The sequence below is a fragment of the Pseudonocardia broussonetiae genome (assembly GCF_013155125.1).
Taxonomy (GTDB): domain Bacteria; phylum Actinomycetota; class Actinomycetes; order Mycobacteriales; family Pseudonocardiaceae; genus Pseudonocardia; species Pseudonocardia broussonetiae.
In genome coordinates this window covers 5,342,874-5,369,096 of record NZ_CP053564.1, presented here as the reverse complement: position 1 = coordinate 5,369,096, position 26,223 = coordinate 5,342,874, and the positions used below count along the sequence as shown (strand labels likewise).

The 26,223-nt window shown below is 76.7% G+C and carries 26 protein-coding genes; 9 read left to right on the top strand and 17 right to left on the bottom strand.

Features of this window, described 5'->3' with window-relative positions:
- Positions 1-142: 142 nt before the first annotated feature.
- Genes HOP40_RS26000 through HOP40_RS25990 form a run of 3 tightly spaced genes read right to left on the bottom strand, consistent with a single transcriptional unit; the run spans position 143 to position 3,571 of the window.
- Positions 143-1,261, bottom strand: a complete 1,119-nt coding sequence (locus HOP40_RS26000; protein WP_172153791.1) for an aromatic acid exporter family protein — start codon at positions 1,259-1,261, stop codon at positions 143-145.
- Complete coding sequence (locus HOP40_RS25995; protein ID WP_172163117.1) at positions 1,261-2,604, bottom strand: cytochrome P450; 1,344 nt, start codon at positions 2,602-2,604, stop codon at positions 1,261-1,263. Before HOP40_RS25995 ends, HOP40_RS26000 begins: the two co-directional genes overlap by 1 nt.
- Positions 2,597-3,571, bottom strand: a complete 975-nt coding sequence (locus tag HOP40_RS25990; protein ID WP_172163099.1) for a YihY/virulence factor BrkB family protein — start codon at positions 3,569-3,571, stop codon at positions 2,597-2,599. The genes HOP40_RS25995 and HOP40_RS25990 overlap by 8 nt, the downstream gene beginning before the upstream one ends.
- A gap of 170 nt (positions 3,572-3,741) precedes the next feature.
- Between HOP40_RS25990 and HOP40_RS25985 the strand changes: the two genes are divergently transcribed.
- The 5 genes from HOP40_RS25985 (at position 3,742) to HOP40_RS25965 (ending at position 5,907) form a co-directional block, all read left to right on the top strand.
- The gene (locus HOP40_RS25985) at positions 3,742-4,155 is read left to right on the top strand and encodes a hypothetical protein (protein WP_205346915.1); all 414 of its coding nucleotides are present in this window, start codon (positions 3,742-3,744) and stop codon (positions 4,153-4,155) included.
- Entirely contained in the window at positions 4,152-4,769 is a 618-nt protein-coding gene (locus tag HOP40_RS25980; RefSeq protein ID WP_172163096.1) for a D-sedoheptulose-7-phosphate isomerase, read from the top strand. The genes HOP40_RS25985 and HOP40_RS25980 overlap by 4 nt, the downstream gene beginning before the upstream one ends.
- 90 nt (positions 4,770-4,859) lie before the next feature.
- Positions 4,860-5,300 carry a phage holin family protein gene (locus HOP40_RS25975; protein ID WP_172163093.1) on the top strand — a complete coding sequence of 147 codons (441 nt, stop codon included), beginning with the start codon at positions 4,860-4,862 and terminating at the stop codon, positions 5,298-5,300.
- Positions 5,297-5,701, top strand: coding sequence for a DUF3618 domain-containing protein (locus tag HOP40_RS25970; protein ID WP_172163090.1), 405 nt, complete (start codon positions 5,297-5,299; stop codon positions 5,699-5,701). The genes HOP40_RS25975 and HOP40_RS25970 overlap by 4 nt, the downstream gene beginning before the upstream one ends.
- Entirely contained in the window at positions 5,698-5,907 is a 210-nt protein-coding gene (locus HOP40_RS25965; protein WP_172163087.1) for a hypothetical protein, read from the top strand. The genes HOP40_RS25970 and HOP40_RS25965 overlap by 4 nt, the downstream gene beginning before the upstream one ends.
- Before the next feature lie 95 nt (positions 5,908-6,002).
- On the opposite strand, the gene HOP40_RS25960 is transcribed toward HOP40_RS25965, so the two are convergent.
- The gene (locus HOP40_RS25960; protein WP_205346914.1) at positions 6,003-7,013 is read right to left on the bottom strand and encodes an iron-containing redox enzyme family protein; all 1,011 of its coding nucleotides are present in this window, start codon (positions 7,011-7,013) and stop codon (positions 6,003-6,005) included.
- Positions 7,006-7,254, bottom strand: a complete 249-nt coding sequence (locus HOP40_RS35585; RefSeq protein ID WP_476705423.1) for a CDGSH iron-sulfur domain-containing protein — start codon at positions 7,252-7,254, stop codon at positions 7,006-7,008. The genes HOP40_RS25960 and HOP40_RS35585 overlap by 8 nt, the downstream gene beginning before the upstream one ends.
- A 146-nt stretch (positions 7,255-7,400) precedes the next feature.
- On the opposite strand from HOP40_RS35585, the gene HOP40_RS25955 reads away from it, so the two are divergent.
- The 4 genes from HOP40_RS25955 (at position 7,401) to HOP40_RS25940 (ending at position 10,628) form a co-directional block, all read left to right on the top strand.
- Positions 7,401-8,384 carry a hypothetical protein gene (locus HOP40_RS25955; protein WP_172153790.1) on the top strand — a complete coding sequence of 328 codons (984 nt, stop codon included), beginning with the start codon at positions 7,401-7,403 and terminating at the stop codon, positions 8,382-8,384.
- Complete coding sequence (locus tag HOP40_RS25950; RefSeq protein WP_172163081.1) at positions 8,381-9,043, top strand: phage holin family protein; 663 nt, start codon at positions 8,381-8,383, stop codon at positions 9,041-9,043. Before HOP40_RS25955 ends, HOP40_RS25950 begins: the two co-directional genes overlap by 4 nt.
- Positions 9,040-9,765 carry a DUF3618 domain-containing protein gene (locus HOP40_RS25945; protein ID WP_172163078.1) on the top strand — a complete coding sequence of 242 codons (726 nt, stop codon included), beginning with the start codon at positions 9,040-9,042 and terminating at the stop codon, positions 9,763-9,765. The genes HOP40_RS25950 and HOP40_RS25945 overlap by 4 nt, the downstream gene beginning before the upstream one ends.
- Before the next feature lie 95 nt (positions 9,766-9,860).
- Positions 9,861-10,628: an alpha/beta hydrolase family protein gene (locus HOP40_RS25940; protein ID WP_172163075.1), complete on the top strand. Its 768-nt coding sequence runs from the start codon at positions 9,861-9,863 to the stop codon at positions 10,626-10,628.
- A 17-nt stretch (positions 10,629-10,645) separates the two neighbouring features.
- Here the strand turns inward: HOP40_RS25940 and HOP40_RS25935 are convergent, their stop codons facing one another.
- The 12 genes from HOP40_RS25935 to HOP40_RS25880 all read right to left on the bottom strand — a co-directional run bounded on the left by HOP40_RS25935 (position 10,646) and on the right by HOP40_RS25880 (position 26,135).
- Positions 10,646-12,541 (bottom strand): CheR family methyltransferase, encoded by a 1,896-nt coding sequence (locus HOP40_RS25935; RefSeq protein WP_240157283.1) that lies wholly within the window; start codon positions 12,539-12,541, stop codon positions 10,646-10,648.
- Between the two features lie 41 nt (positions 12,542-12,582).
- Complete coding sequence (locus HOP40_RS25930; RefSeq protein WP_172163072.1) at positions 12,583-13,332, bottom strand: ATP-binding protein; 750 nt, start codon at positions 13,330-13,332, stop codon at positions 12,583-12,585.
- Complete coding sequence (locus HOP40_RS25925) at positions 13,332-14,375, bottom strand: chemotaxis protein CheB (protein WP_240157282.1); 1,044 nt, start codon at positions 14,373-14,375, stop codon at positions 13,332-13,334. The genes HOP40_RS25930 and HOP40_RS25925 overlap by 1 nt, the downstream gene beginning before the upstream one ends.
- 208 nt (positions 14,376-14,583) lie before the next feature.
- Entirely contained in the window at positions 14,584-15,237 is a 654-nt protein-coding gene (locus tag HOP40_RS25920) for a phosphate signaling complex PhoU family protein (RefSeq protein WP_172163066.1), read from the bottom strand.
- An 8-nt stretch (positions 15,238-15,245) separates the two neighbouring features.
- Positions 15,246-16,235, bottom strand: coding sequence for a TIGR03557 family F420-dependent LLM class oxidoreductase (locus HOP40_RS25915; RefSeq protein WP_172163063.1), 990 nt, complete (start codon positions 16,233-16,235; stop codon positions 15,246-15,248).
- Positions 16,236-16,274: 39 nt separating this feature from the next.
- Positions 16,275-17,375 carry a (Fe-S)-binding protein gene (locus tag HOP40_RS25910; protein WP_172163060.1) on the bottom strand — a complete coding sequence of 367 codons (1,101 nt, stop codon included), beginning with the start codon at positions 17,373-17,375 and terminating at the stop codon, positions 16,275-16,277.
- Entirely contained in the window at positions 17,372-18,754 is a 1,383-nt protein-coding gene (locus tag HOP40_RS25905) for an FAD-binding oxidoreductase (RefSeq protein WP_172163057.1), read from the bottom strand. The genes HOP40_RS25910 and HOP40_RS25905 overlap by 4 nt, the downstream gene beginning before the upstream one ends.
- Positions 18,755-18,830: 76 nt before the next feature.
- Positions 18,831-19,625 (bottom strand): SDR family NAD(P)-dependent oxidoreductase, encoded by a 795-nt coding sequence (locus HOP40_RS25900; RefSeq protein ID WP_172163054.1) that lies wholly within the window; start codon positions 19,623-19,625, stop codon positions 18,831-18,833.
- Positions 19,626-19,724: 99 nt separating this feature from the next.
- Complete coding sequence (locus HOP40_RS25895) at positions 19,725-20,573, bottom strand: carbon-nitrogen hydrolase family protein (RefSeq protein ID WP_172163051.1); 849 nt, start codon at positions 20,571-20,573, stop codon at positions 19,725-19,727.
- Between the two features lie 42 nt (positions 20,574-20,615).
- On the bottom strand, positions 20,616-22,010 hold the full coding sequence (locus HOP40_RS25890) for an MSMEG_0569 family flavin-dependent oxidoreductase (protein WP_172163048.1): 1,395 nt from the start codon (positions 22,008-22,010) through the stop codon (positions 20,616-20,618).
- A gap of 834 nt (positions 22,011-22,844) precedes the next feature.
- A complete protein-coding gene (locus tag HOP40_RS25885; protein ID WP_172163045.1) occupies positions 22,845-23,273 on the bottom strand; it encodes a TOBE domain-containing protein in 429 nt (142 codons plus the stop codon).
- A gap of 54 nt (positions 23,274-23,327) precedes the next feature.
- Positions 23,328-26,135 (bottom strand): hypothetical protein, encoded by a 2,808-nt coding sequence (locus HOP40_RS25880; RefSeq protein ID WP_172163042.1) that lies wholly within the window; start codon positions 26,133-26,135, stop codon positions 23,328-23,330.
- Positions 26,136-26,223 lie beyond the last annotated feature (88 nt).

The following is a 26,223-nucleotide window of genomic DNA, read 5'->3' as shown; positions in this document are numbered from 1 at the left end:
CTGCCCCTGCTTCCCCGGCCCCCCGGCGCCCTCAGCCGGTGATCAAGGGCAGATGGTCGCGGCCGGTGATCCACTGACGACCATCCGCTCTTGATCGCCGGGCTGGCGCCCGTGTGTGCGGCCGGTCGAGCCGTCGCGGGGTCTAGTGCCGCAGGTCGTCGAGCGCGTCGGACAGCGTCATCACACAAGCGGCCCGCACGTGCGAGGCCACGTCCGCCACGCTCTCCCGAGGCCGCTCGCCGGTCCCGCCGCCGGTCCCGCCGCCGGTCCCGCCGCCGGTCCCGCCGCCGGTCCCGCCGCCGGTCCCGTCGAGCGGCTCGTCCCTCGTCCGCAGGGTGTCGACCGCGTCGGCCAGGCGCTCCACCAGGTCGGCGAGAGCCCCGTCCGGCGGGTGCTCGGGGCCGTCGGGGGGATCGGGGCCGTCGGGGGGATCGGCGCCGTCGGCGGGGTCGGCGAGCAGCACGGCCACCTGCACCGCGCGCTCGGCGACGCGGTCCAGGCGCAGCACGGTCTCCGGTGCGGCGAGCGCGGAGTCGACGCGCCCGATCCGGCGGCGGCGCGGGTTCCAGCGCACGCTCTCCCGCCCCTCCCACGCGGCGTCGTGGGCCCGGCGGACGGTGACGCGCGTGGCGCGGGCGCGTCCGACCCAGCGCTGGGCGGTGGCGGTGTCGTGCCCGTCGCGCACGCCGTCGGCCATGTCGCGCAGCAGCCCGCCGATCTCGCCGGCCAGCGCGTCGACGGCGGCCCGGGCGTCCAGCAGGTGCACCGGCGGCAGGACGAGCGTGTTGACCGTGGCGCCGAGCACCGAGCCCGCGGCGCTGAACAGGACCCACGCCACGAGCCCGTCGGGCTCGGCGGCGCTGCCGTTGACCAGCAGCAGCAGTGCGGTGACCGCGATCCAGTAGCCGTCCGGGCCGAAGTGCCGCCAGCGCCCGGCGAGCAGCCCGGCGAGCACGACCAGGGGCACCGCGACCACCTGCTCGGGCACCAGCCGGCCGACGACGCCCGCGAGCAGCACGCCGACCAGCACCGTCCCCGCCTGCCGCGCCGCGCCCGACCACGACCTCTGCACGGTCGTGGTGACGGCGAGGACCGCGGCGTAGGGGGCGAGGAAGGCCTGGGGACGGCCCGTCTCCCCGGTCCAGCGCAGCAGGAGCAGCGCGAGAGCGGCCGCGGCGGCGGCCTTGGCCGCCTGCACGAGCGCCTCACGCTCCCGGCCGCGGCGCCGCAGCACCCCGGTGACGGCGTCCCTCAGTCGCACTACCCGCCCGCGACGGCCGCCGCGTCGCGCCGGGCGCCCACGGCGAACCGCAGGGCGAACGGGTCGAGGCCGCGGGGCAGCGGCCGGTCGGGGTCGAGCGGGGACGGCGGCACCGGCGCGACCGTCACGCGGCGCAGCAGCGTCCGCAGCACCGTGCCCGCCACGTGCAGCACGACCTCGCGGCCGGGGCAGACCACCGGGCCGGCGCTGAAGGGCAGCAGCGTGTGCCCGTCGTCGGCGCGGCCCTCGGTCCAGCGCTCCGGGTCGAACCGGTCGGCGGCGGGCACCGTCGCGGTGTCGCGGTGGAAGAAGGAGCTGACGATGCCGAGCGCGGTGCCGGCGGGCAGGGTGCCGCCGCCCTCCCAGTGCGTCTCGGTCGTGGTGTCGCGCAGCACGACCGCGGTGGTGGGCCACAGCCGCACCGACTCCAGGACCGCGCCGCGGGCGAGGTCGTCGGCGGACGCGTCGTCGGCGTCGACCGCCACCCGCGCCAGCAGGTCGGGATGGGCGGCGAGCAGGGCCAGCGCCCGGAACGCGGCCTGCCCGGCGGGGTCGAACGCGAACAGCCACTGCGGGATCTGGTCGACCCGGTCGACGCGGTCGGGCGCGGACGCCGCGGCGACGAGCGCGGCGAGGCTGCCGGGCGCGGCGGCGCCGACGTACGCGCCCAGCCGCAGCCGCAGCCGCTCGAGCCGGTCGGGCCGCGCGGGGGACAGGTAGCTCCAGTTGGCCTGCCCGCGCAGGGCGGTGAGCAGCGCGGTGAGCTCGTGGTCCTCGCGGGCGGCGTCGCCGAGCACGATCCGGCGCACCATCGGCGTCCACGCCGCGTCGAACCGGTCCCAGTCGAGCACGCCGGTGATCGCGGCGAGGTCGGCGAGGCGGGTCGCCTCCTCACGGGCGGTCGGGCCCATCGCGCCCGCGGTGCGGTGCACGGGGTGGCCGGTCTCCAGGACGGCCTCGACGAAGCGCCGCCGCTCGTCGCGGACCTGCCCGTGCGAGACGAGCACGCCGTGGGGCTGGAAGTGCCCGAGCGCGCCGCGCTTCTCGCGGCTGTCGGCGGCGAACGGCTCGGGAGAGTCCCGCAGGACCCGCGTGACGTCGTCGGGGTCGAGGACGAGCGCCACCGACCGGCCGGGGACGCGCAGGCGCAGCGGGCCGCGCCCGTAGCGCTCGCGCATCCGCCCGAGGATCGCGACGGCCCGGTCGTCGAGGTGCAGGCGGCCGGCGGCCGCGACCGCGCGCGGCCGCCGGACGATCACCCCCTGCGCGAGGATCGGCCCGAGCACGCCGCCCAGGACCCGCGCGGTGTCGGCGACCGAGGCGGTGGCCGGCGCGTCACCCACCGTCGGCCACCGTGTCCGCGGCCTGTGCGCGGCGCTCGCCCATGGGCACCGGCTCGCCGCGCGTGGTGTCGCGGCGGGTCTGGCGCTCGGACTCGGCGTTGATCTCGGCGCCGAGGAGCACGATGTAGCTGGTCAGGTAGAGCCACAGCATCAGCACGACGACGCCGGCCAGTGCGCCGTAGGTGGCGTTGTACTTGCCGAAGTTGTTGACGTACAGGCTGAACGCGACGCTGCCGAGCACCCACAGGAGGGTCGCGACGAGCGCGCCCGGGCTCGTCCACAGGAACTTCGGGGCGTCGCGGTCGGGCGCCACGCGGTACACCACGGCCAGCGCGACGACGACCACGCCGACCAGCAGCAGCCAGCGCACCACCTGCGCCACCACGGTGCCGACGACGCCGAGCTGCAGCGAGTCGAGCACCGCCGGCACGACGGCGACGAGCGTGAGCGCCACCAGCACGAACACGATCGCGCCGAGGGTCAGGGCGAGCGCCGTGCCGCGCAGCCGCAGGAAGTTGCGGGTCTCCTCCTCGTCGTAGGCGAGGTTGATCGCCGAGATGAGGTTGCTCGTGCCGCCCGAGGCGCTCCACACCGCGGCCACGAGCGAGACGACCAGCCCGATCCCCAGCGCGCTGCCGCCCGGCGCGGTCAGGGACTGCAGCTGCCCGGTCACCAGCGGCTGCGCCTCCTGGGGCAGGCCCGCGGCGAGGTCCTGGACCTGCCGGGCGACGGTCTCCGGGTCCGCGACCAGCCCGTACAGGGTCAGCGCGGCGATCAGGGCCGGGAACAGGGCGAGGAACGCGAAGAAGGCGACGCCCCCGGCGAGGATCGAGACGTTGTCGGCCTTGCCCTCGGCGAAGGCGCGGCGGGTCACCTGCCACCACCCCCGCGGCGGGATGTGCGCCGGCGTCTCGGCCTGCGATCCCGGCGGGGCGTCCTCCGGGCGGGCGTCGGCGGTCCTGGTCATGTCGGGTCTCCTCGTCGTGCGCTCATCCGGAACGGGGTCCCCGGGTACCGCCCCTTCCACACCCGCCGGACGGCCGATCCGGGGAAGCGGTTCGAGCGTCCGGACCGGGGTACCCGCCGCTCCGACCGGCCGAACCCGGCCCGTACCCGACGCCCCCGGAGAGGAGCACCGTGCACCTGCTTCCGCGCGTACTCGGCGCGATCACCGCCGCCTACAGCATCGTGATCACCGCCCGGCCCGAGGTGCTCGCCCGGCCCTGCGGCCTCACCGGCCCGACCGGGGAGGCGTCCGCCGCCGTCCGCACGCTGATCGGCGGCATCGGCGCGCGGGACACCGCGATCGGCGCGGCCATGGTGCTCGCGCCCTACGGCCCGGCGCTCCGCGCGGCCGTCGCCGCCCGGGTCTTCTCCGACGCCGCCGACGCCGTCGTGTTCGGCCTGCAGCTGCCCGAGGTGGGCCGGCGCCCGAGGATCGCCGGGTTCGCGCTGTTCTGGGCGGCGCTGTGCGCGTGGAGCGGGCGGTGGGCGTCGGGGCCGCGCGTCCCGGCGGCCGTCGGCGCCGTGCGGACGGCGGTGGCCCGATGACCGGCGTGCTCGACACCGGCACCGTCGGCACCGGCGGGCGCACCTCCGCCGAGCGCGAGCTCGAGGACCACGTGCGCCGCCTCGACGAGGCACTGCCGGTGCTGCGCGCGGCCGTGCCGCGGCTGGCCCGCTGGGGTGAGGTGCTGGCCGAGCGCCTCGGCGGCGGCGCCCGGTTGCTCGTCGGCGGCAACGGCGGCAGCGCCGCGGAGGCCCAGCACCTGACCGCCGAGCTCGTCGGCCGCTTCGACCGCGAGCGCACCCCGGTGTCGGCGCTGGCCCTGCACGCCGAGACCTCGACGCTCACCGCCGTCGGCAACGACTACGGCTACACCGAGGTCTACGCCCGCCAGGTCCGCGCGCACGCCCGCACCGGCGACGTCGTGCTGCTGCTGTCCACCAGCGGCGCCAGCGAGAACCTGCTGGCCGCCGCGCGCGCCGGGCACGACCGCGGCGCCGACGTGTGGGCGCTCACCGGACCCGGGCCGAACCCGCTCTCCCGCCTCAGCCACGACGCCGTCTGCCTGGCGGGGGACACCGCGACGGTGCAGGAGTCGCACCTGGTGGCGCTGCACATGGTGTGCCGGGCGTTCGAGGCGGCGTTCGCGCGGCGGTAGGAGCGAGGCGGTAGGAGCGCGGCGGTAGGGAGCACTGTTCGCCGCGTCTCCGCAGGTGTGTCGGGGCGGCCTGCCGGGTAGCCCGGGCCCATGTCCACTGACACCACGAACAACCCGCGCGCCGAGGCTGCGGCCCCGCCGGGCCCCTCCGACCTCTCGACCGGCGAACTGGTCACCCGCCTCGCCGGCCAGGTGAGCGAGCTCGTCCGCGGCGAGCTGGAGCTCGCGCGCACCGAGCTGGCGAACAAGGGCAAGCGCGCCGGTGCCGGTGCGGGCCTCGCCGGTGCGGGCGGCGTGGTCGCGCTCTACGGCGGCGGCGCGCTCGTCGCGGCCGCCGTCGCCGGCCTGGCGACCGTGCTCGACGTGTGGCTCGCCGCGCTCGTCGTCGGCATCGTGCTGCTCGTCGTCGCCGGCGTGCTGGCGCTGCTGGGCCGCAGCCAGATCCGGAAGGCGCTGCCGCCGGTCCCGGAGGACGCCGTCGACAACGTCGGGCGCGACGTCGACACGGTGAAGCAGGCGGTGCGCCGATGAGCCACGCCGCCGGAGAGACCGCCGGGAACACCCCGGTCGACCCGAAGCGCCCCGTCGTCGACGGCCGCGCCGAGGAGCGCTCCACCCCCGAGCTCCGCGCCGACCTCGACGAGCTGCGCGCCGACCTCGGCCAGACCGTCGAGGAGCTGGCCCACCGCGTCGACGTCCCGGCCCGCGTGAAGGAGCGCCGCGACGAGACGGTCGCTGTGGTCAAGGAGCGCGCCGACGAGACCCTCGCCGTGGTCAGGGACCGCGCCGAGCAGGCCCGCGCGGTCGTCGACGAGAAGGCGCCCGCGATCGGCGCGCTGATCCGCGACCGCCCGGCCGTCGCCGCCGGGGGTGCCGCGGCGTTCCTGGCCGTGCTGCTGCTGATCCTGCGCTCCGGTCGGCGGAAGCGGTGAGCCGCGCGTCCCGTCCGCGCCGGATCGTGGTCGGCACCGTCGCCGCGGCCGCGCTCGTGCTGACCGGGGCGGGCTCCTGCGACGGCGGCCCGGGCGTCCCCGAGCAGGGGGAGCAGGGCGACGGGTTCGGCAACGGCGGCGACGCCGGCGACGAGACGGCGCCCGGCGAGGGCGGCGCGGGCGACGAGGTCGGTGGGGGCGGCTGACCTGTCGCACGGTCGGACGTCGCGGCCCCCGTGCACCGGTGGTGCACGGGGGCCGTCGTCGTTCCAGCACCGGTACGGCGTCCGGTCAGGGAGGGTCAGGCCGCGGGGGCGTGCGGCATCCCGGGCAGCGGGACGCGCAGCGCCCCGTGCCCGGCGGCCCAGCTCTCCAGCAGCACCGCGTCGGTGCGGTCGGCGAGCAGCGTCGACGCGCGGATGCCGAACACGACGTCGGCGGCCAGCTCCGGCTCCGCCGCCACCATCGGGGCGACGACCCCGCGCCGCACCAGCTGCTCGTGCACCGCGTCGGCCTCCACGTGCTCGGAGTAGAACTCCACGGCCGCGTCGGGCAGGCCCAGGCGGCGCATCGCGCGCACCAGGCGATCCGACCCCGGTGACGACGTCAGCTCGACGGTCGCGAACTGCCCGACCAGCGCGCCGCGCAGGCTCCGGTGCAGCCCGCACAGCGACATGAGGTTGACCTCGGCCAGCACCGGCGCCGGCACGGCGTCGAGGTAGGCGCCGTAGCGGTCGTCGAGCCCGAGGGAGCGCATCATCTCGGCGAACAGCCGGGCGTGCATCCGCACCGGGTTGCCCGCGCCGTACTCGTCGTGCTCGACGGTCACCAGCGCCGCCTTGACCTCGCCGTCCAGGCGCGGGATCACCCACGCCTGCGGGTCGGCCTCCTTCAGGTGGTAGAGCGAGCGGTGCACCACGTACTCGCGCACCTGCCACTCCTCGCCCTCGCGGCGCAGGTGGTGCGAGACCCCGTGCGCCGACACCGGTTCGACGAGCAGCCCGGCGATGACCTCGTCGAGGTCGCTCCCGTCCGAGGGCGGGACCGCGGCGCGCAGCGCGTCGAGGAACACCCGCTCCATCGCGCGGCGCAGGGCGAGCACGGAGGGGTCCCACTCGAGGTCGTCGGACGTGCCGTCGAAGCCGCGGTAGTGCAGCTCGTAGGCGCAGTACAGGGCCAGCTGCAGGTCCTCGCCGAACGGGTCGGCGTCCTCGACGACGGCGGGGTCCAGCGAGGACGGCTCGGCGTCACCGCGCAGCACCGCGAGCAGGGCGTCCCCGATCGGGCCGCGGGATGGGGGCAGCTCAGGCACGCCCGGCCTCCCCCTCGTCGCGGACCTTGCGCCGGTGACTGGTGTCGCAGAACGGGGGGCGCCGGGTGCGCCGGCACACGCACAGCGCCGAGACGGGGCGCTCGGACCGCACGCGCCGGCCGTCGGGCATCTCCACGACGACCGGGCCGCGCACCAGCACCGGTCCCTCGTCGACGAAGACGATGTCGGGCGGGTCGTCGACGGTCTCGCGCACCGGCCGCCCGGTCCTGTCGTCCTCCACCCGGCGGATCCCGGGTACATCGGTTGCAGTCACTCCTCCCACATGCCCGTTCGGGCCGATCCGAAACCCCCGGCGTGTCCGGTTGGAGCGGTTCACAGCGGGTAATCGGCGGCCGAAATCAGTCGGACGCAACTGGAGGAGTGGCGATGACGCAGCAGACGAGTGCCTCACCGCAGGGGCCGCCCGCGCAGCAGGGGCAGGGGACCGGACAGGCCGCCCGCGAGGGCGCCGCCGAGGTCGGTCGCACCACCGCCGACGCCGGACGCCAGGTGGCGTCGACGGCGGCCGAGCAGGCGGGGCAGGTGGCGCGCGAGACGCGGCGCCAGGCCCGCGACCTGGTCGGCGAGGCCCGCGGCCAGGCCACCGACCAGGTCCGGGCCGGACAGCAGAAGGCCACGGAGGGACTGCGTTCGCTGTCCCGGGAGCTGCACGGCATGTCCGACGGCGGCGACGGCGGCCCCGCGGCCGACCTCGCCGCGCAGGCGGCGGATCGCATCGACGACCTCGCCGGCTGGCTCGACCGCCACGAGCCCGGCGACGTGCTGGAGGAGGTGCGCTCCTTCGCGCGCCGCCGCCCCGGCGCGTTCCTGCTGGGCGCGGCGCTGGCCGGCGTGGTCGCCGGGCGGCTGACCCGCGGTGCGGTCGACGCGCAGCGCGACGAGGGGCCCTCGGGCCCGGGCGGCCCCTACGGCGCGCCCGGCAACGGGTACGGCACGACGGGCCACCTCCCGCCCGGACCGGGCGCGCCCGTCCACCCCGTGCCCGGACCCGCCGGCCCGGGCTACCCCGGAGCGGGCCCCGCCGGACCGGGACCCGTCGGGCCGGGTCCGGTCGGACCGGGACCCGTCGGGCCGGGGACGGCCGGACCGGGCCGGATGCCCCCGGTCGAGCCGGGCACCCCGCCGGGAGCCGTGCCCCCGGGCGCGGTTCCCCCCGGAGCCGTGCCCCCGGGAGCCGGCCCGGGCTCCCCGCCCCCGCCCTACGTCGGCACCGGTCCCGGAGACGGACCGGTCGTCCCGCCGCCCCCGCCCGCGCCGGGCCCGACGCACGCGCCCCGCCCGGGCTCGACGACGGTCGGCGAGTACGTCGAGGAGCTGGGTTCCGACCGGCCGCGGCGGGACCCGCGATGAGCGGCCCCGTCAACCCCGGCCCCGGACCGTCCGGGTCGCACGCCGGGGGTCCGACCGGATCGGGCGGCGGGTACGGACCCGATCCCCGCGCCCCGCAGTACGCGCCCGGCGGCTACGCCGAGCAGTACGCGCCGGACCAGTACGAGGCCCAGCGGCACGGCGGGCCGACCTACGGCGACAACCACCCGGGGACGGCGATCCCCGCGGAGCGCGCCGCCGGTCCGGGCCCCGTCGCGGACCCGGCCGGGCACGACCCGGGGCACGGCGACCGGGACACCCGGTCGGTCGGCGAGCTGCTCGGCACCGTGAGCCGCGACCTCTCGACGCTCGTGCGCCAGGAGATCGCGCTCGCGAAGGCCGAGCTGACGCAGGAGGCCGCGCGCACCGGCAAGGCGGCGGGCGCGCTGGCGGGGGCCGGGGTCGCCGGCCACTTCGTCCTGCTGTTCCTGTCCATCGCGCTGTGGGCGGGCCTGAGCGGGGTGATCGGCTCGGGATGGTCCGGGCTGGTCGTCGCCCTGGTGTGGGCGATCATCGCCGCCGTCCTGTTCGTCACCGGCCGCTCGAACCTGCGGCGCGTGCACCCTCGTCCCGACCGCACGGTCGAGACGCTGTCCACCGTTCCGGACGCCCTCAAGGGCAACCGAGGAGATTCCCGATGACCACCAGCGAGGACCCGGACCGGATCCGGGCGGAGATCGAGCACACGCAGGCGACGCTCAGCCGCGACGTGGACGCCCTGACCGACAAGGTGAGCCCCGGACGCATCGTCGAGCGGCGCGTCGACCGGGTGCGCGGCGCGTTCGGCCGCGCGAAGGAGGCAGTGATGGGTTCGCACGACACGCCCGGCACCATCGGCTACGGCGGGCGCAGCACGGGCCACAGCGGTGGTCACAGCACCGGCCAGGACCTGACCGGGGCTGCGCAGCACGCGGCGTCGACGGTGTCGTCGTCGGCGCAGCACGCGGCGTCGTCGGTGTCGTCGACCGCGTCCTCCGCCGCCTCGACCGTGGCCGGCGCCGCCCAGCAGGCGCCGCAGGCGATGCGTCGGCAGGCCCGCGGGAACCCGCTGGCCGCCGGACTGGTCGCCTTCGGCGCCGGGCTGCTCGTGTCGTCGCTGCTGCCGGCCACCCGCCGGGAGCAGGAGCTGGCGAGCCAGGCCCGCGACCGCGCCCAGGAGCTCTCCGGGCCGGTCTCCGACGCGGCGAAGCACGTGGCGACGGAGCTCAAGGAGAACCTGCAGGAGCCCGCGCAGCAGGCCGTCGAGGCGGTGCGCGGCACGGCCACCGAGGCGGGCCGCACGGTCGCCGACGACGGCCGCTCGGCCGCCCAGCAGGTGCAGGGCCAGGCGAAGGACTCCGCGCAGTCGGTGCGCGGGAGCTGACGCCGCCGGGGCCCGCGACCGCAGGTCGCGGGCCCCGGTCCGTCCCACCCGCTCCCCGTCGTGCCCGTCCCGTCCGTCCCTGCGGAGGAACCACCATGATCTCCCTGCCCGTCCCCGCGGCGTTCCCGCTGCCCGCCGTCCCGCTGCCCGCCGTCTCCGTGGGCGCGCTGCTGCGGCGCCTGCGCAGCGCGGCGGGCGGCGTCCTCGACCCGGGGCCGGGCGAGGTCCCGCCGGGGTGGCGCGGGCGCGGTGCCGTGGTCGTCGTCGGCGGGCTGTGCACCACCGAGCTGACGCTGGCGCCGCTGCGCGAGTGGCTGGGCCGGCTGGGCTACACCGTCACCACCTACACCGCGGGTGCGGGGATGGGCTGCGGCGCGCAGACCGTCGAGCGGCTGCGCGAGGTCGTCCGCGAGGCCGACGACGGCGACGGCGTCCGGCTCGTCGGGTACAGCCGCGGCGGGCAGTTCGCGCGTGTGGCGCTGCAGGACCCCGACCTGCCCGTGCGGTCGCTGACCACGCTGGGCACCCCGTTCGACCTCTACGGCGTCAGCCGCCCGCTGCTGCTGCAGGCCGCCGCGATCGCGGTGGCCGGGACGCTCGGCGTGCCCGGGCTCGCGCGGCTGTCGTGCCTGCTGGGGGAGTGCTGCGCCGAGTTCCGCGAGATGCTGCGCGCGCCGGTGCGGGTGCCGTTCACCGCGCTCTACAGCCGCGAGGACCGGCTGGTGCGCTGGCAGGCCTGCCTCGACCCCGACGCGCGGCTGGTCGAGGTGCCGGGCAGCCACCTCGACCTGGTCAGCGCCGGCGCCCCGCTGCGGGCCGTGGCGCGCGAGCTCAGCGAGCCCGTCCCGGCGCTCGCGTCCTGACCCCGGCCGGCTCCCGCTCAGGAGGCCGGGTCGGCCGCGTCCTGCGTCGCCGGCTGCGCGTCGTCCTGCTCCATCATCAGGATGATCCCCGGCGCGGCGTCGGGATGGCCGTCGAGCGTGCTGCTCAGCACCCGGACCCCGATGCTGCGGCCGCGGCGGTTGACCGCCGCCACGCCCAGCTCCTGCGACCCGGCGCGCCCGCTGAGCGCCTCCCGGATCATCGGCTGCAGCCGGTCGAGCGGCAGCCCGATGTCGAGGGCCAGGAAGTGCTGGCCCACGACCTCCTCGCGGCGCAGCCCCCACAGCTCCTGCGCCTGCCGGTTCCACTCGCGCACGTTGAGGTCGGGCCCGAGCACCACCACCCCGGCGCGCAGACCGCCCAGCACGGACTCCAGGAAGTGGTTGGCCTCGTTCAGCTGCGCGGTCCGGTCCTGGAGCTCGTCGTTGATGGACTGCAGCTCGTCGTTGGTCGAGTGCAGCTCCTCGTTCATCGTCTCGAGCTCCTCGTTGGTGGACTGGAGCTCCTCGTTGGTCGTCTCCAGCTCCTCCACCGTGGACTGGAGCTCCTCGTTGGTCGTCTCCAGCTCCTCGTTGGTGGACTGCAGCTCCTCGTAGGCCGTCTCCAGCTGCAGGTGGGCGCGGCGCAGGTCGTCCTGCAGGCGGCGGGCGGTCGTGACGTCGTGGAAGGTGACCGTGACGCCCAGCACGGCCCCGTCGGGGTCGAACAGCGGGCTGACGGCCGTCTCCAGCGTGACGGTCTCGCCGTCGCGCCTGCCCAGGCGCACGTCGTCGAGCGTCACGGTGCGGCGCTCGGACTGCGCCTGCTCGATGTAGCGGCGCAGCTCGACGGGCCGGTAGGACAGCTCCAGGTCACGGAAGGGCCGGCCACGGTCCTGGACGGACACCCCGAGCAGCGCCTCCGCCGCCCGGTTGACCAGAGCGACCGTGCCGTCGACGGTGACCACGAGCTGCGCGACGGGCCCGGAGAGCAGCATCTCCTCGTAGGTGCGGCCGGTGATCGGGTCGCCCGCCACCGACGGCGGAGCGAACCCGACGGGCGCCACCGGGCCGGCCGGCAGCACCCGCGCGACCTTGGTGAACACGCGGCGGCGCAGGTCGAGCGGCACGAACAGCGCGCCGTGGCTGAGCAGCATCTCGGCCTTGCCGAGGAACAGCACGCCCGTGGAGCCCAGCGCGAAGTGGAACCGGCTCAGGATGCGCGACTGCGTCTCGGCCGTCAGGTACATCAGGGTGTTGCGGCAGACCAGCAGGTCGATGCGCGAGATCGGGGCGTCCTGCACGAGGTCGTTGCGCCCGAAGATCACCGACCGCCGCAGGTCGGGCCGGAACTGGTAGCGCGGGCCGACGCGCTCGAAGTAGCGCTCCCGCCACTCGTCGGGGACGTTGCGGACCTGCTGCTCGTCGTAGACGGCCTGGCGGGCGTGGGTCAGCGCCTCCTCGTCGACGTCGGTGGCGTAGATCTTGACCCGGGACCGGAACTCCTCGACGCCGAGCAGCTCGGCGAGCACGATCGCGAGTGTGTAGGCCTCCTCGCCGGACGCGCAGCCCGCGCTCCACACCCGCAGCTGCTCGCCGGGCCGCTTGGTGGCCAGCAGTCCGGGCAGGATCTCCTTCTGCAGGTGGTCCCAGGAGTCGGGGTCCCGGAAGAACGCCGTGACGTTGATCAGGATCGTGTTGAACAGCGCCGTGAACTCCTCGGCGTGCATCTCGAGGTGGTCGATGTACTCGCCGTGGTCGGTGATCCCGACCTCCTGCATGCGGCGGGCCACCCGGCGCGACAGGCTGGAGCGCTTGTACCCGGTGAAGTCGAACCCGCGGGTGTCGCGCAGGTGCGCGAGCAGCGCCTCGAGGCCCGCGTCGATGTCCGGTGCGCCCGCGTCGATGTCCGGCAACGCCGTCCCCTCTCCCTGCTGCCCCTCTCCGCGCGGCCTGCTCACCGCTCGACGACCGTACGGGCGGTGCGCGGGTCGATGTCCGGCCAGATCCGCAGGGTAGCCCAGACCACCTTGCCGTCCGGGACCGCGCGCACCCCCCAGCCGGTGCTCAGCCCGTCGACGATGCGCAGGCCGAACCCCTCTCCCAGCACGGGCGGGTCGGGGCTGGCGTCGCGCACCGCGAGGTGCAGGAGCGCGGGCCGCCGGGTGACCAGCAGGGTGCCGCCGGTGCGGGTGTGCTGCACGGCGTTGGTGACGAGCTCGTTGACGACCTGGGCCGCGCGCTGCGACAGCCCGTCGCTCAGCGACCACAGCCGGCAGGCGTGGCGGACGCGGTCGCGGGCGGCCCCGGCGGCGTCCTCGACGGCGGCGAACGGCAGGCGCACGCGCGTCGGCGCCGGCCGGGTGGCCGCGGCGGCGAGCGCGGCGGCCCGGCTGGGGTGCACCGGGACGTTCACGCCCAGGCGCCGCAGCTCCCCGAGCACGCTCGGCGACGGGGCGGCCAGCAGCAGCGCCGCGTCGGCGCGGTTGGCCGCGTGCTGCTCGATCAGCGGCAGGACCGTCGCGGCGGCGGGATCGGAGACCTCCAGGCCGGCGAGGTCGAGCACCAGCGCGGAGGGCCGGTCGGCGAGGACCTTGAGCGCCGCCGCGCGCAGCACCGGCGCGCTGTCCAACCGCAGGACGCCCGTGACGACGACCAGCCCGACGGGGTAGCGCAGCGGCACCTCGCACCGCAGCGGGGCCCGCATCAGCCCGAGCTCAGCTCGCCGGTCGAGGGCTGCTCGGGCTGCAGCAGCGCGCGGACCTGCTCGGCCTGCCCCTCGGCGTGCCGGGCCCGCGCGCGGTACTGCTCCGCGGTGCGGCGGTGGCCGTTCGCGTGGGCCTCGTCGGCGAGGCGGCGCACCAGCGACGCCTTCTCCTCCAGCGCGCGCAGCGCGATCCAGAGCGCGTTCTCCACGCCGGTGGTCTGGTCGGCCTCCAGGCTCTCGGGCGACCAGGCGTGGCCGACGCGGCAGCGGAAGCGGGGGCGCGGCGGCCCGGGCACCTCGAAGAGCACGCCGTGGCACTGCGGGCAGGAGTAGGGCGACGGGACCGCGCCGGAGATGTCCTCCGTGCTGGGCCGGTCGGTGACGGCCACCGACACCTCCGCGCGCAGCGGCGTCACCGAGGCGTGCGACGAGGGACGCGGGCCGACCGGGCGCCGCAGCAGCTCCGCGACGGCCGCGCCGAGCTCGTCGGCGGTGCGCACGAGCGCGTCGGGCACGAGCTGCAGCGCGTTGGCGGGCATGGCCGGGTACATCGCGTCGTCGAGGTCCTGCACGACGGCGGTGCCGCCCTGCTCGGCGAGGACGGCCAGCCCGGCCGCGCCGTCGTCGCGGGTGCCGGACAGGACGACCCCGATCGCGCGGGGGCCGTGGGAGACCGCGGCGGAGCGGAACAGCGGGTCGATCGCCGGGCGGTGGCCGTTCTCGGTGGGCCCGGTGGAGAGCAGGAGCCGCCCGTCCTCGATGAGGACGTGGTGGTCGGGCGGGGCGACGTGCACGACCCCGCGGCGCAGCGGCGCGTGGTGCCGGGCGGCCTGCGCGGGCAGCGGCCCGGCGCGGTCGAGGATGCTCGGCAGCGCGCCGGGGGAGCTGCGGGGGATGTGCAGCACGACGACGACGGCGGCGTCGAGGTCGGCAGGGAAGCCGGCGACCATCTTGCGCAGGGCCTCGACACCGCCCGCGGACGCACCGACGACGACGACGTGGCCGCCCGGCCGGGTGCTCCGGGTCTCCTGCGGTACCGGCACGCGGTGTGCCCTCCTCCACTCGTTCATGGTGGTTCCGGACGGGGTACCCACCGGATGGCGGGCGACCCGTACCTCGGTGGATCAGGACACCGGTGGCTGCGGAGCGGAGGTCCGCAGCCGGGCCGGGGCCCGGCGGACCTGACGCAGCGTAGGCGGCCCGCGGTCGTCGGTGAGCACGAGCAGGTGCGTGACCCGGGGTGCGCGGCGGTCAGCCCCGCACGCCGCCGGCGCGCACCGCCACCACGTCGTCGAGCCGGCGCGCCACCGACACGGCCTGGTCGGCGAAGCGCTCGACGAACCGGGTCAGCAGGGCGACGTCCACACCGGTGCGCACGTCGTACCCGGCCTCGGGGCGGCGCACGGTCGCGAGCAGGTCGCGGTGCAGCGCGTCGACCCGGTCGTCGTCGCGCTCGCGCTCGGCCCACTGCTCCTGGAGCGGGGCCGCGCAGCCGTCCCCGACGCGCCGCGCGAGCCCGACGGCGAGCGCGGCCATCTCGGCGAAGGGCGCCGCCAGCTCGGCGGGCAGGGCCCGGTCGGGGTGGCGTCGGCGGGCGACCCCGGCGACGTGGGAGGCGAGCCCACCCATCCGGGCGATCCGCTCGCCCGCCTGCATCGCGGTGACGACGCGGCGCAGGTCGCGCGCCACCGGCGCCTGCAGCATCAGCAGCCGGTGGGCGCACCCGGCACCCTCGGCGCGCAGGTGCTCCATGTGCGCCTCCTCGCCGATCACGGCCTCGGCGAGCGGGAGGTCGGCGCGCAGCACGGCCCGGACGGCCCGCTCCATCGACGACCCGGCGCAGCCGCACATCAGGGCCAGGTGCGCCCCGAGCCCGTCGAGCTCGCGGCGGAGCTCCTCGCGCACCGGAGCCCCTACGCACCGCCGGCCGCAGCAGCGGCCGGCTGCGCGCGTTCCCGGATGCGACCGGCGAGCTCGTCGCGGTAGAAGTCGAGGAACCCGTCGGGGTCGGGGCCGGCGTTCATCAGCACGATCCGCTCGAACCCGGCGTCGAGGTAGGACGACACCAGCTCCATGTGCCGCTCCGGGTCGGGTCCGCACGCGAACTTCCCGATCACGTCCTCCACGCGCACCGTCGTCGTCGCGGCGTCGAAGTTGACGGGGTTGGGCAGCTCGCTCATCACCTTCCAGCCCGTCAGGCCCCACCGGTTCGTCGACAGCGCCGCCTGCGCCGCGGTGTCGACATCGGGCGCCCACGCCAGCGACACCTCGGCGTACCCGCCCCCGCGCCCGCCCGCGTCGCGGTAGTGCGCCACGAGGTCGGGGTCGGCGTCGGTGGCGAAGAGGTCGTCACCCAGCTCGGCGGCGATCCGGGCCGACGACGGGCCGCTCGCGGCCACCGCGATCTCCGGCAGCCGCTCGGGGAGGTCGAACACCCGCGCGTCCTCCAGTTGCAGGTAGGTGCCCCGGTAGGAGCGGTACCCGCCCCGCCACAGCAGCCGGATGATCTCCAGCGCCTCGCGGAACATGGCGTGGCGCGGGCCGACCGCCGGGAAGCCGCGGCCGACGACGTGCTCGTTGAGCCGCTCGCCCGCGCCGACGCCGAGGGTGAACCGGTCGTCGGACACCAGCGCCATCGTCGCCGCAGCCTGCGCGACGACCGCCGGGTGGTAGCGGATCATCGGGCACGTGACGCCGGTCACCAGCCGGATCCGCGAGGTCCGGGCGGCGATCGCGCCCAGCACGCTCCACGTGAACGAGCTGTGGCCCTGGTTGTCCAGCCAGGGGTGGAAGTGGTCGCTCATCTCCACGAAGTCGAAGCCCACCTCCTCGGCCCGGACCGCCTGGCGGATGATCTCCTGCGGGCCGAACGCCTCACTGGCGAGCTTGTAGCCGATCTCCATGCGCCGCGGCGTACCCGCGGGGGAGCAGGGGAAACGGCGTCAGCCGCGGCCCGCCCGCAGCGCGCGCCGGCGCGGCCGGGGCAGTGCGCGGCCGCCCGCGGCGTCGAGCAGCAGGTCGGCCAGGTGCACCGCGCGGACGCGGCTGCGACGCCGCCGCAGCCCCTGGTCGAGCTGGCGCAGGCACCCGGGGTTGACCGTCACCACGTAGTCGACGCCCGCGGCCTCCACGGCGTCGAGCTTGGGGTCGAGGATGCGGCGGCTGTCGCCGGGGCGCAGCAGCGAGTACGTGCCCGCGGCGCCGCAGCACGTCGCCTCGCCGGGCACGGGCACGAGGTCGGCGACCGCGGCGACCAGCGCGCGCGGCTGCGCGGCGACGCCGAGCCCGTTGCGCAGGTGGCAGGAGTCCTGGAGCGCCACCCGTGCGCGGCGCCCGCCGACCCGGACCTCGCCGACCGGGGTCGTGCCGGTGGCGACGAGGTGCTCGCTCAGCTCCTGCACGCGCTCGCGGCCCAGCACCGTGGCCAGGTGGGCGGCGCACCCGCCCGAGGTGGTGACGACGACGCCGGGCAGCTGCTCCCCGAGCCGGTGGGCGAGCTCCTCGCCGCGCTGCGAGTCGCCGTTGTGGGCGTGCAGCGCACCGCAGCAGCCCTGCGCGGGCGGCACGGCGATGCCGGGCAGGAGCCGGCGGACGGCCCGGCTGACCCCGGGGAACAGGCCGCGCTCGACGCAGCCCAGCATCAGCGACCGGTCGGGCGGCCCCGCGCCCCGGGCCGGGCGGCGGACCAGGCCCAGCAGCCGCAGCAGCGGCGTCACCGCGGTGACCGTGGTGAGCAGCCGCGCGACGAGCGGGCGGTCGCGCCCGGCCCACTCCAGGTCGCGCCAGGTCTCCAGCAGCTGCCCGTACTGCACGCCCGCCGGGCACACCGGCTCGCACGCCCGGCAGCCCAGGCAGAACGACGCCTCCTCGCGCACGCGCGGGTCGTCGACGTCGAGGACGCCGGTGTCCAGCGCCCGCATCAGGGTGATCCGCCCGCGCGGGGAGGAGCCCTCGTCGCCGGTGAGGGCGTAAGTCGGGCAGGCGGGCAGGCAGAACCCGCAGGAGATGCAGCGGTCGAGCAGCTGCGGGTCGAACAGGTTCATGATCCGAGCTTCCCGGGGTTGAGGATGCCGGCCGGGTCGAAGGCCGCCTTGATCCGGCGCAGCAGCGCCACCTGGTCGGCGCCGAGGCGGTCCTGCAGGTAGGGCAGCTTCGCCGCGCCGACGCCGTGCTCGCCGGTGATCGTGCCGTCCATCGCGATCGCGGCGGCGAACACGTCGCCGAAGGCCTTGTGCGCCCGCTGCGCCGCGTCCTCGTCGTGCCGGTCGACCACGCACGTCGGGTGCAGGTTGCCGTCGCCCGCGTGCCCGAACGTCGCGATGTCGACGTCGTGGCGCGCGGCGATCTCGTCGATGCGCCCGACCATCTCGGCCAGCCGCGGCCGCGGGACCGTCGCGTCCTCCAGGATCGTCAGCGTGCCCAGGCGCGAGAGCGCGGGCAGCGCGCACCGGCGGGCGGCGAGCAGCGCCTCGGAGCGGACGACGTCCTCGGCGAGCGTCACCTCCAGCGCGGCGTGGCGGGTGCTGAGCTCGCCGATGCGGTCGAGCGTGCGGGCCACGACGTCGTCGGTGCCGTCGTCGCCGAACAGCAGCAGCGCGCCGGCGTCGCGGCGCAGGCCCAGGTGCGCGTAGTCCTCGACGGCGCCGATGCACTTGGCGTCGAGGAACTCCAGGGTCGCGGGCACGATCCCGGCCCCGATGACCGCGGTGACCGCACGGCCGGCGTCGGCGAGCGAGGGGAAGTAGGCCACGCCGGTGCCGGTGGTGGCGGGCATCGGCAGCAGGGCGACGGTGATCTCGGTGAGCACGCCGAGGGTGCCCTCGGAGCCGGTGAGCAGGCGGGTGAGGTCGTAGCCCGCGACGTCCTTCCACAGCCGCCCGCCGGTGCGGATGATCTCGCCGGTCGGGAGCACGGCCGTGGTGCCCAGGACGTAGTTGCGCGTGACGCCGTACTTCAGGCCGCGCAGCCCGCCCGCGCAGGTGGCGACGTTGCCGCCGACCGTGGAGACCGTGCGGCTGCCCGGGTCGGGGGCGTAGAGCAGGCCCTTCGCGGCGGCGGCCTCGGCGAGCGCGGCGGTGGTGACGCCGGCCTCGACGCGCGCCAGCAGCTCGTCGGCGTCGACCTCCAGGATCGAGGTCATCCGGGTGAGCACGAGGACGATCCCGCCGCGGTCGGCCAGCGTGCCCGCCGACAGGTTGGACCCGGCGCCGCGCGGCACCACCGGCACGCCGTGGCGGGTGGCCAGGCGCAGCACCGCCGCCACCTCCTCGGCGGTGCGCGGCCACACGACGGCGTCGGGGGCGCCGCGGAACATCGGCGTGGCGTCGCGGCTGTAGGGCTCGAGGTCCCCGCGGGCGGTGCGCACGTGCTCCGCCCCGACGACCGCCTCCAGCTCCGCGACCAGATCCGGCCCCAGACCCATGCGCACCCCCTCGTCCGTGGGGTCCCACCCTGCCCGACGCGGCGCCGCCGTGGTGTCTCAATAGTGGCCGGACGTCCTAGTAGTGGATCGCGCCGCGGGCCCCGCCGCCGGCGGCCACGGCGTCCCCGGTGACGGCGACGGCGCGCGGCGAGCACAGGAACACGACGACGTCGGCCACCTCCTCCGCCGTCACGAGCCGCCCGATGCTGGTGCCCGCCGCGAGCCCCGCCTCGACCTCGTCGGCCGTGGTGCCCCCGGCCTCGGCGCGGGCGGCCAGCAGGGCGGGCATGCGCTCGGTGACCGTCAGCCCGGGGTGCACGACGGTGACCCCGACGCCGGACGGGCCCAGCTCGTCGGCGAGGTTCTTGGTGAGCGCGGCGACGGCGACGTTGCGCACCGACCCGGCCAGCGACCCGGTCTGCCGGGCACCCAGCCCGCTGATGTTCACGATCCGGCCGAAGCCCTGCGCGACCATGTGCGGCGCGACCGCGCGGGCGCAGCGCAGGTAGCCCAGCACCTTCGTCTCGAACTCCTGGCGCATCGCGTCGTCGGTGAGGTCGGCCAGCGCCGGCACCGGGCCGCCCGAGGGCTTCGCGGCCGCGTTGACCAGGACGTCGACGCCGCCCCACTCGCCGGCGACCCGCTCGACCATCGCGCGCACGGCCGCGTCGTCGGTGGTGTCGGCGGCGACGGCCAGCACCCGGCCGCCGTGCGCGCCCACCCGCGCGGCGGCGTCGTCGAGGGCCCGCGGGTCGCGCGCGACGAGGGCCACGTCGGCGCCCTCGGCGGCGAGCCCGAGCGCCACCGCGAGCCCGATGCCGCGGCTCGCGCCGGTCACCACCGCGCGCCTGCCGGTCAGTCCGAGATCCATGGCCGCACTCTCGCACGGCCTTCCCCGCGCACGGCCTTCCCCGCGCACGGCCTTCCCCGCGCACGGCCTCCCACGCGCACGGCCCCGGCGGGCGTCCGGTCAGACGGGCAGCAGCGCCGGGCGGGTGAGCGCCCCGTAGAGCTCGGGGCGTCGGTCGCGCAGGTTGCCCATGCCGGAGCGGTGGGCGTCGATGTCGGCGACGAGGTCGAAGTCGGCGGTGACCATCGACGCCGTCTGCCCCGTCGCGGCCACGATCTCCCCGCCCGGGTCGACGATCTTGGCGTTCGCGGCGAAGGTCATCGAGCCGAACGACCCGTACTGGTTGGCCGCGACCCACACGACCTGGTTCTCCAGGGCGCGGGCCCGGTCGTAGAGGTCGAAGCGGCGGGTCCAGCGGTCCTGCGCGGGGTCCGGGTGCGGGTCGGTGGCGCTCACCGGCCAGGCCGACATCGACACGATCACGCGCGCGCCGTCCAGTGCCAGCGTGCGCGCCACCTCGGGGAACGCCTTGTCGTAGCAGATCTGCATGCCGATCCGGCCGACCGGCGTGTCGAAGGCGTCGAACGTGGTGCCGGCCGCGTAGGTGGCGCCCTCGAGCAGGGGCTGGTGGGTCTTGCGGTAGCTGCCGAGCACCCCGTCGCCGCTCACGCAGACCGCCGCGTTGAACGGCCCGCCGTCGGCGTCCTCGCAGAACCCGGCGGTGACGACGACGTCCCCGGCCAGGCGGGCCAGGCGCGCGATCACCGGGCCGTCGAGCGCGAAGGCCGGCGGCGGGGCGGCGGACCCGCCGAGGTCGGAGACGTAGCCGCCGAGCGCGGCCTCGGGGAGGGCGAGCAGCGCGGCGCCGGCGTCGCGGGCCTGGGCGACCAGGCCGGCGATGCGGGCGAACCCGGCCTCGAGGTCGCGGTCGAAGGGGGCGGAGACGGTGGCGATCCGGGTCGTGGGCACGGCGTCCTCCAGGACGGGTGGGCGGGGCGGGGACGGGTGCGGTCAGCTCGCGCTGCGCGGGGCGACCCAGTCCTCGTCGCGGGGGAACGTGCTCGACGGCGTGCCGGCCAGCCAGTGCAGGCCGTCGGCGACCTGGCTCAGGCGGGTGTCGACGATCCGGCGCACGACGTGCTCGGCGTCGGCGGCGACGCCCGCGAACCGGCCCGAGCCCCAGGTGTACTGCCAGGGCAGGCCGACGAAGTACAGGCCCGGCTGGCTGGAGACGCCGCGGTCGTGGGTCGGGTAGCCACGGCCGTCGAAGATCGGGAGCTCGATCCAGCGGTCGTCGCGGCCGTAGCCGGTCGACCAGATGACCGTCGTGATGCCGGCGGCGGCCAGGTCGACGTGCTCGGGGTCGTCGGAGGCGGGGGCCCACACCGGCCCGGGGCGCTCCTCGACGGGCGCGTCGATGCCGTGCGCGGCGATGTGGGCGTCGATGGAGTCCTTGATGCCCTCGCACACGGCGTCGGCGCCGTCGAGGTTGGAGCGCAGCGACCCGTCGAAGTGCAGGACGCCCTCGGCGATGCGGGTGAGCCGCCCGTGCAGCGCCATGCCCTCGAGCGCGAACTTCCGCAGGTCGATGTCGCGGCCGCCGTCGCGCCCGGTGACGTAGTGGTTGGTGCGGTGGCGCACCGCCTCGGCGTCGGCGAACTGGTCGATGCCCTTGGTGTAGGTGCCCATCTCCGAGAGCCAGGCGACGCAGTCGCGGCCGCGGTAGAAGCGGGCGACGCGCGGCGCGGTGCCGGTGGCCAGGTGCACGGTGCGCCCGGCGAGGTGCAGGTCCTCGGCGATCTGGCAGCCCGACTGCCCGGTGCCGACGACGAGCACGGCGCCCTCGGGCAGCCGGTCGGGGTTGCGGTACTGCGAGGAGTGCAGCTGCAGCACGTCGTCGGGGAGGCGCTCGGCCATCCGCGGGGTGCGCGGCACCTGGTAGGGCCCGGTGGCGATCACGACCTGGTCGGCCGACAGCGTGCCGCGGTCGGTGCGGATCTCGAACGCGCCGTCGCCGCGGGCCCGCAGCGCCGTGGCCCGCACGCCCTCGACCAGGGGCGGGTCGAACGACGCGACGAACTTCTCGAGGTAGGCCCCGATCTCCTCGCGGACCATGAACCCGTCGGGGTCGGGCCCGTCGTAGGGGAAGCCGGGCAGCGCGCACTGCCAGTTGGGCGTGACGAGGCAGAAGGAGTCCCACCGGCGGTCGGCCCACTCGTGCCCGGCCGTCGACGCCTCGAGCACGACGTGGTCGACCCCGCGCTGCGCGAGCCACCAGCTGGCGGACAGCCCGGCCTGGCCCCCGCCGACGACGACGACCGAGCGGTGGGTCCCGTCGATCTCGGCACGCACCGAGTCCGGGACGACGTGCAGGTGGGAGGGCGCGGTGGTCGACGGCGCGGGCATCGGTGATCAGCTCCTGGGGGCTCGCGGTGGCCACCAGCGGCGGTGATGTGTGGTCAGGAGTCATTACAGGTCCCGTCCGTTGCCGGACGGTTGCCTCGGGAGTGCCGGGAGGTTTCCGTTGGCGTCGCTCGTTGCCTGGGGGTTGCGGAACGCTCACGGTCGGTGCATGCGGTTGGGCGGCGGTGGCTCTCGCGTTCCGCGGAACGCGCTCGTGGTCGGGCTCGGGCCGGTCGGGGGGCGGTGTGGGCGACCGCTCGCCGCGTGGTGATCGCTGTTGTGTCCGACCGCGGGCGCCGGCGGGCGGCGGCGGTGTGGGGCGCGTTCCGCGGAACGCAGTGGAGCGCGGACCGGCTTGCTGCCGCCGGTTGGGACGGCACTTGATCGCCGCGGCTCGTACACCACGGTCGTCGGGGCGACCGTGTGGTGCGGTCGGCGGCGATCACGGGTTGGTGATCGTCGAGAGCGTGACGTCAGGGTCGTGGGGGGGACCGTGGCGGTGCGGTCGCGGTGATCACGCGGCCGACCGGGGTCCGGGGTGCGTTCCGCGGAACGCTGCGAAGCGCGGGTGCGCGTCCTCGGGACGGACACTTGATCGCTGCGGCTCGCACACCACGGTCCTTGGGGCGACCGTGGTGTGTGGCCGGCGGAGATCACGGGCTGGTGATCGTCGGGAGTGTGACCTCAGGGCCGTGTGGGGGACCGTGGCGGTGCGGTCTCGGTGATCACCGCGGCTGGCGGTGGTGCCTAGTGCGTTCCGCGGAACGCAGTGAGGCGAGGGCGGGGGCGGCGCGGTGGGCCCGCTGCGTTCCGCGGAACGCGGGGCGCGGAGCGGGGTCAGTCCGGCGCGTCGGAGCGGTGCAGGGGCAGGCGCTGGGGCGTCTCCACGACCACGTTCGTCGACTTCACCACCGCCACCGCCAGCACCCCGGGCCGCAGGTCGAGCTCGCGCACCGCCTCGCTGCTCATCAGCGACACCACCCGGTGCGGGCCGCACTGGATCTCCACCTGCGCCATCACGGTGTCCTGGACGACGTGGGTGACGAGGCCGACGAAGCGGTTGCGGGCGGAGCGGTGCACGTCGGAGGGGTCCGGGACCGCGCGGGCGTGCTCGCGGGTGAACGCGGCGAGCGCCTCGCCGTCGACGACGCGCCGGTTGGACTCGTCGCGCCTCACCGGGAGCGTCCCCTGGTCCACCATGCGGCGGACGGTGTCGTCACTGACACCGAGCAGGCGGGCGACCTCGGAGATCCTGAACTGCGGCATCGCGCGAGCATAGAGCGGGCGCGGCGGCCGGGTCGGGCGTGCTGCGCCGGGTGGTCAGCGGTCGGCGTCGGAGGCGCGGTGACGGCCGCGCTCCAGGCCCTGCTGGTAGACGGCCAGGCGCTCGCGGACCCGCTCGGGCTCGCGGTCGCGTGACCCGTTGGGCGGAGCCGGCGTGCCGCCGCGCGGCGGGGCCACCATCTGCGTGCCGGGGCGGCGGCGGGGGAGCCCGGCCGGGGTGGACGTCTGGGGCTGCCCGGGCCGCGACGCCCGCTCGGAGGCGGCGCGCCACTCGGCGTCGCTGGGGGTGTTCCAGTCCTGCGGCGGGGCGCCCGCGGCGCGGCCGGCGGCCTCGGTCTCGCTGTCGACGAACCACGCCGACGCCACGGCCTCGTAGATCGGCGTCGGCGCCATCTCGCGCATCCGGTCGCGCAGCGAGTTCGTCAGCGGGCCGAACAGCTCCGCGTCGCCGCTGCCGCTCGTGAGCGGGGCCTCGTCGTCGTCCCAGTAGGCGTCGGGCGCCATCGGGTCGGGGCGCTCCTCCGGCTCGGCGGGCCGCACCGGCGGCTCGACCGGCCGCACGGCGCCACCGGGGCGGAACGGGTCCTCGGGACGGCGCGGCTCGTCACGCCACAGGGGCTCCGAGCGGTGGGGCTCGGCTCGGTGCGGCTTGGAGCGGCCGGGTTCGGAGCGGTAGGGCTCGGAAGGGTGAGGTTCGGAGCGGTGGGGTTCGGAGAGGGCGGGTCCGGAGCGGTAGGACTCGGTGCCGGGGAGCTCGGTCCGGTGCTCGGAGCCCTGCACGTCGGACCGCTGCACGTCGGACCGGTGCGTCTCGGGGCCCCCGAACGGGCGGGCCGTGAGCGGCGACCCACCGGGCAGCGGACCTCCGAACGGGGCGCCTCCGAACGGGGCGCCGCCGAAGGGCTGCGCCCCGGACCCCGGGCCCCCGGCGCGCGTGGGCTCGCCGCGGCGGGGGAGGTCGGGGGTGCCGCGGCGGGGCAGGTCGGTGCCGGACGTGTGTGCGGGGAGCTCGGCAGCCCCGGGGCCGCCCGGCTGCGCGGAGAACGGTGCGGGCTCGACCCGCGGCGCGTCGCGGCGGGCCGGGTCGCGGCGGGGGAGGCCGGCGCCGGGGCGGCCCGCTGTGCCGGGGAGGTCGGTGCCGGGGAGGTCGGTGCCGGGGCCGCCCGCGGGGGCGGGGTGGCCGGCGGCGGGGCGGTCGGTGCGGAGGGGGTCGCGGCGGTCCGGCTCCGGGCGGAGCGGGTCACCGATGCCGAGGTCGCCCAGGCCCAGGTCGTCGCGGCCGCGGTCGTTGCGGCCCAGGTCGTTGCGGCCCAGGTCGTTGCGGCCCAGGTCGTTGCGGCCCAGGTCGTTGCGGCCCAGGTCGTTGCGCCCGGCGTCGACCCGGCCCGAGCCGTTCCGGCCCGAACCGTTCCGACCGGCGTGACCCGACCCCTGCTCGCCCCACTCGGCGCCGTTCCGACCCAGGTCGTCGCGCCCCCGGTCGTCCCGGCCCAGGTCGTCACGCGCCCGGTCGCCCCGGCCCAGGTCGTCGTGGCCGGAGCCGGGCCGGCTCAGGTCGTCGCGCCCCGAACCGTCGCGGCCGGCCCCGTCGCGCCCCAGGTCGTCGGCACCCGGAACAGCCGGCCGCCCGATACCGAGCGGATCGAGGTGGCTCCGCCCCGAGCCGTTGCGGCCGAGGTCGTCCCGGCCGAGGTCGTCCCGGCCCAGGTCGTCCCGGTTCTGGGCGTCACGCCCGAACCCGCCGCGGTCCGAACCGTTCCGCCCGGGCTGCCGGGGATCCGAGGCCCCACCCCGGTCAGCGAACGGGACGTCGGAGCGGGCCTTGTCGAGCCGCGGCCCGTCGAGCCGGGGCCCGTCGACCCGGGGCCCGTCGGACGACGGAAGGTCGGGACGCGGCGCGTCGAAACCCGTCGGCTCCACCTGGTCGCGGCGGACGAACCCGGGCAGCGGGTCCGACAGGGGGTCGGGACGCCGGGCCGGCGGCCCCTGCGGCCCGCCGAAGCCACCGGGCCCACCGAAGGACCCCGGGCGACCGTTGCCGTTGGCCGGATGACCGTTGCCCCGCCCGTTCGCCGGCTGCCCGTGCCCCGGCTGCCCGTTCCCCGGACGCCCCGCCGGCTCCCGGTGCCAGGCGCGCGGGGCGTCGGGGGCGGCGAAGGCGACGGCGTCGAGCAGGTCGGGCGGGCAGTGCACCACGACGACGACCCCGGACCCGGCGAGCGCGCCCCGCCGGTGCTGCACCCGCAGCGCGACGCCGCAGCGCCGGGCGAGCCGCGCCGCGACGAACAGGCCGACGCGGTTGGAGACGATGTCGTCGATGATCGGGCGGTCGCCGAGGCGGCGGTTGAGCTCGTCGAGCTCACCGGCCGACGCCGACGGCCCGTCGACGACGACCTCGACGACCACGCCGCCGTCCTCGGACCGCGCGCTCGCGACGTCGACCCGGGTGAGCGGGGCCGCCACGGCGAGCCCGTGCGTGAGGAGCTCGGTGAACAGCGCGACCAGCCCGGACACGGCGCGGGGGGCGATGCTGGTGTCGGGTGCGGGCCCGAGGCCGATGCGCGTGACGTCCTCGACGCCGGCGCGGGCGTCGGCCAGCACGTCGGCGACCGACCGGGGGCCGCGGGAGCGCGGGCCCTGCTGCGCACCGGCCAGCACCAGCAGGTTCTCGCTGCCGCGCAGCGAGCGCTGCAGCGACGTGCGCAGCTCGGCGAGGTCGGCCAGCGACTCGTCGCGGCCGTGCACCTGGAGGCGCTCCACGAGGGTGAGCTGCCGCTCGAGCTGGCTCTGCAGGCGCTGCGCCATGCACACCAGGACCTCGTCGGTCTCCCTGTTCTCGCGCACCACCCGGGCCCTCTCGACGGTTTATGCGACCGGGGCGAGGGTACTGGCCGAGATTCCGGGATCCAGCGGGGTTGCCTGGCCTGCGCCG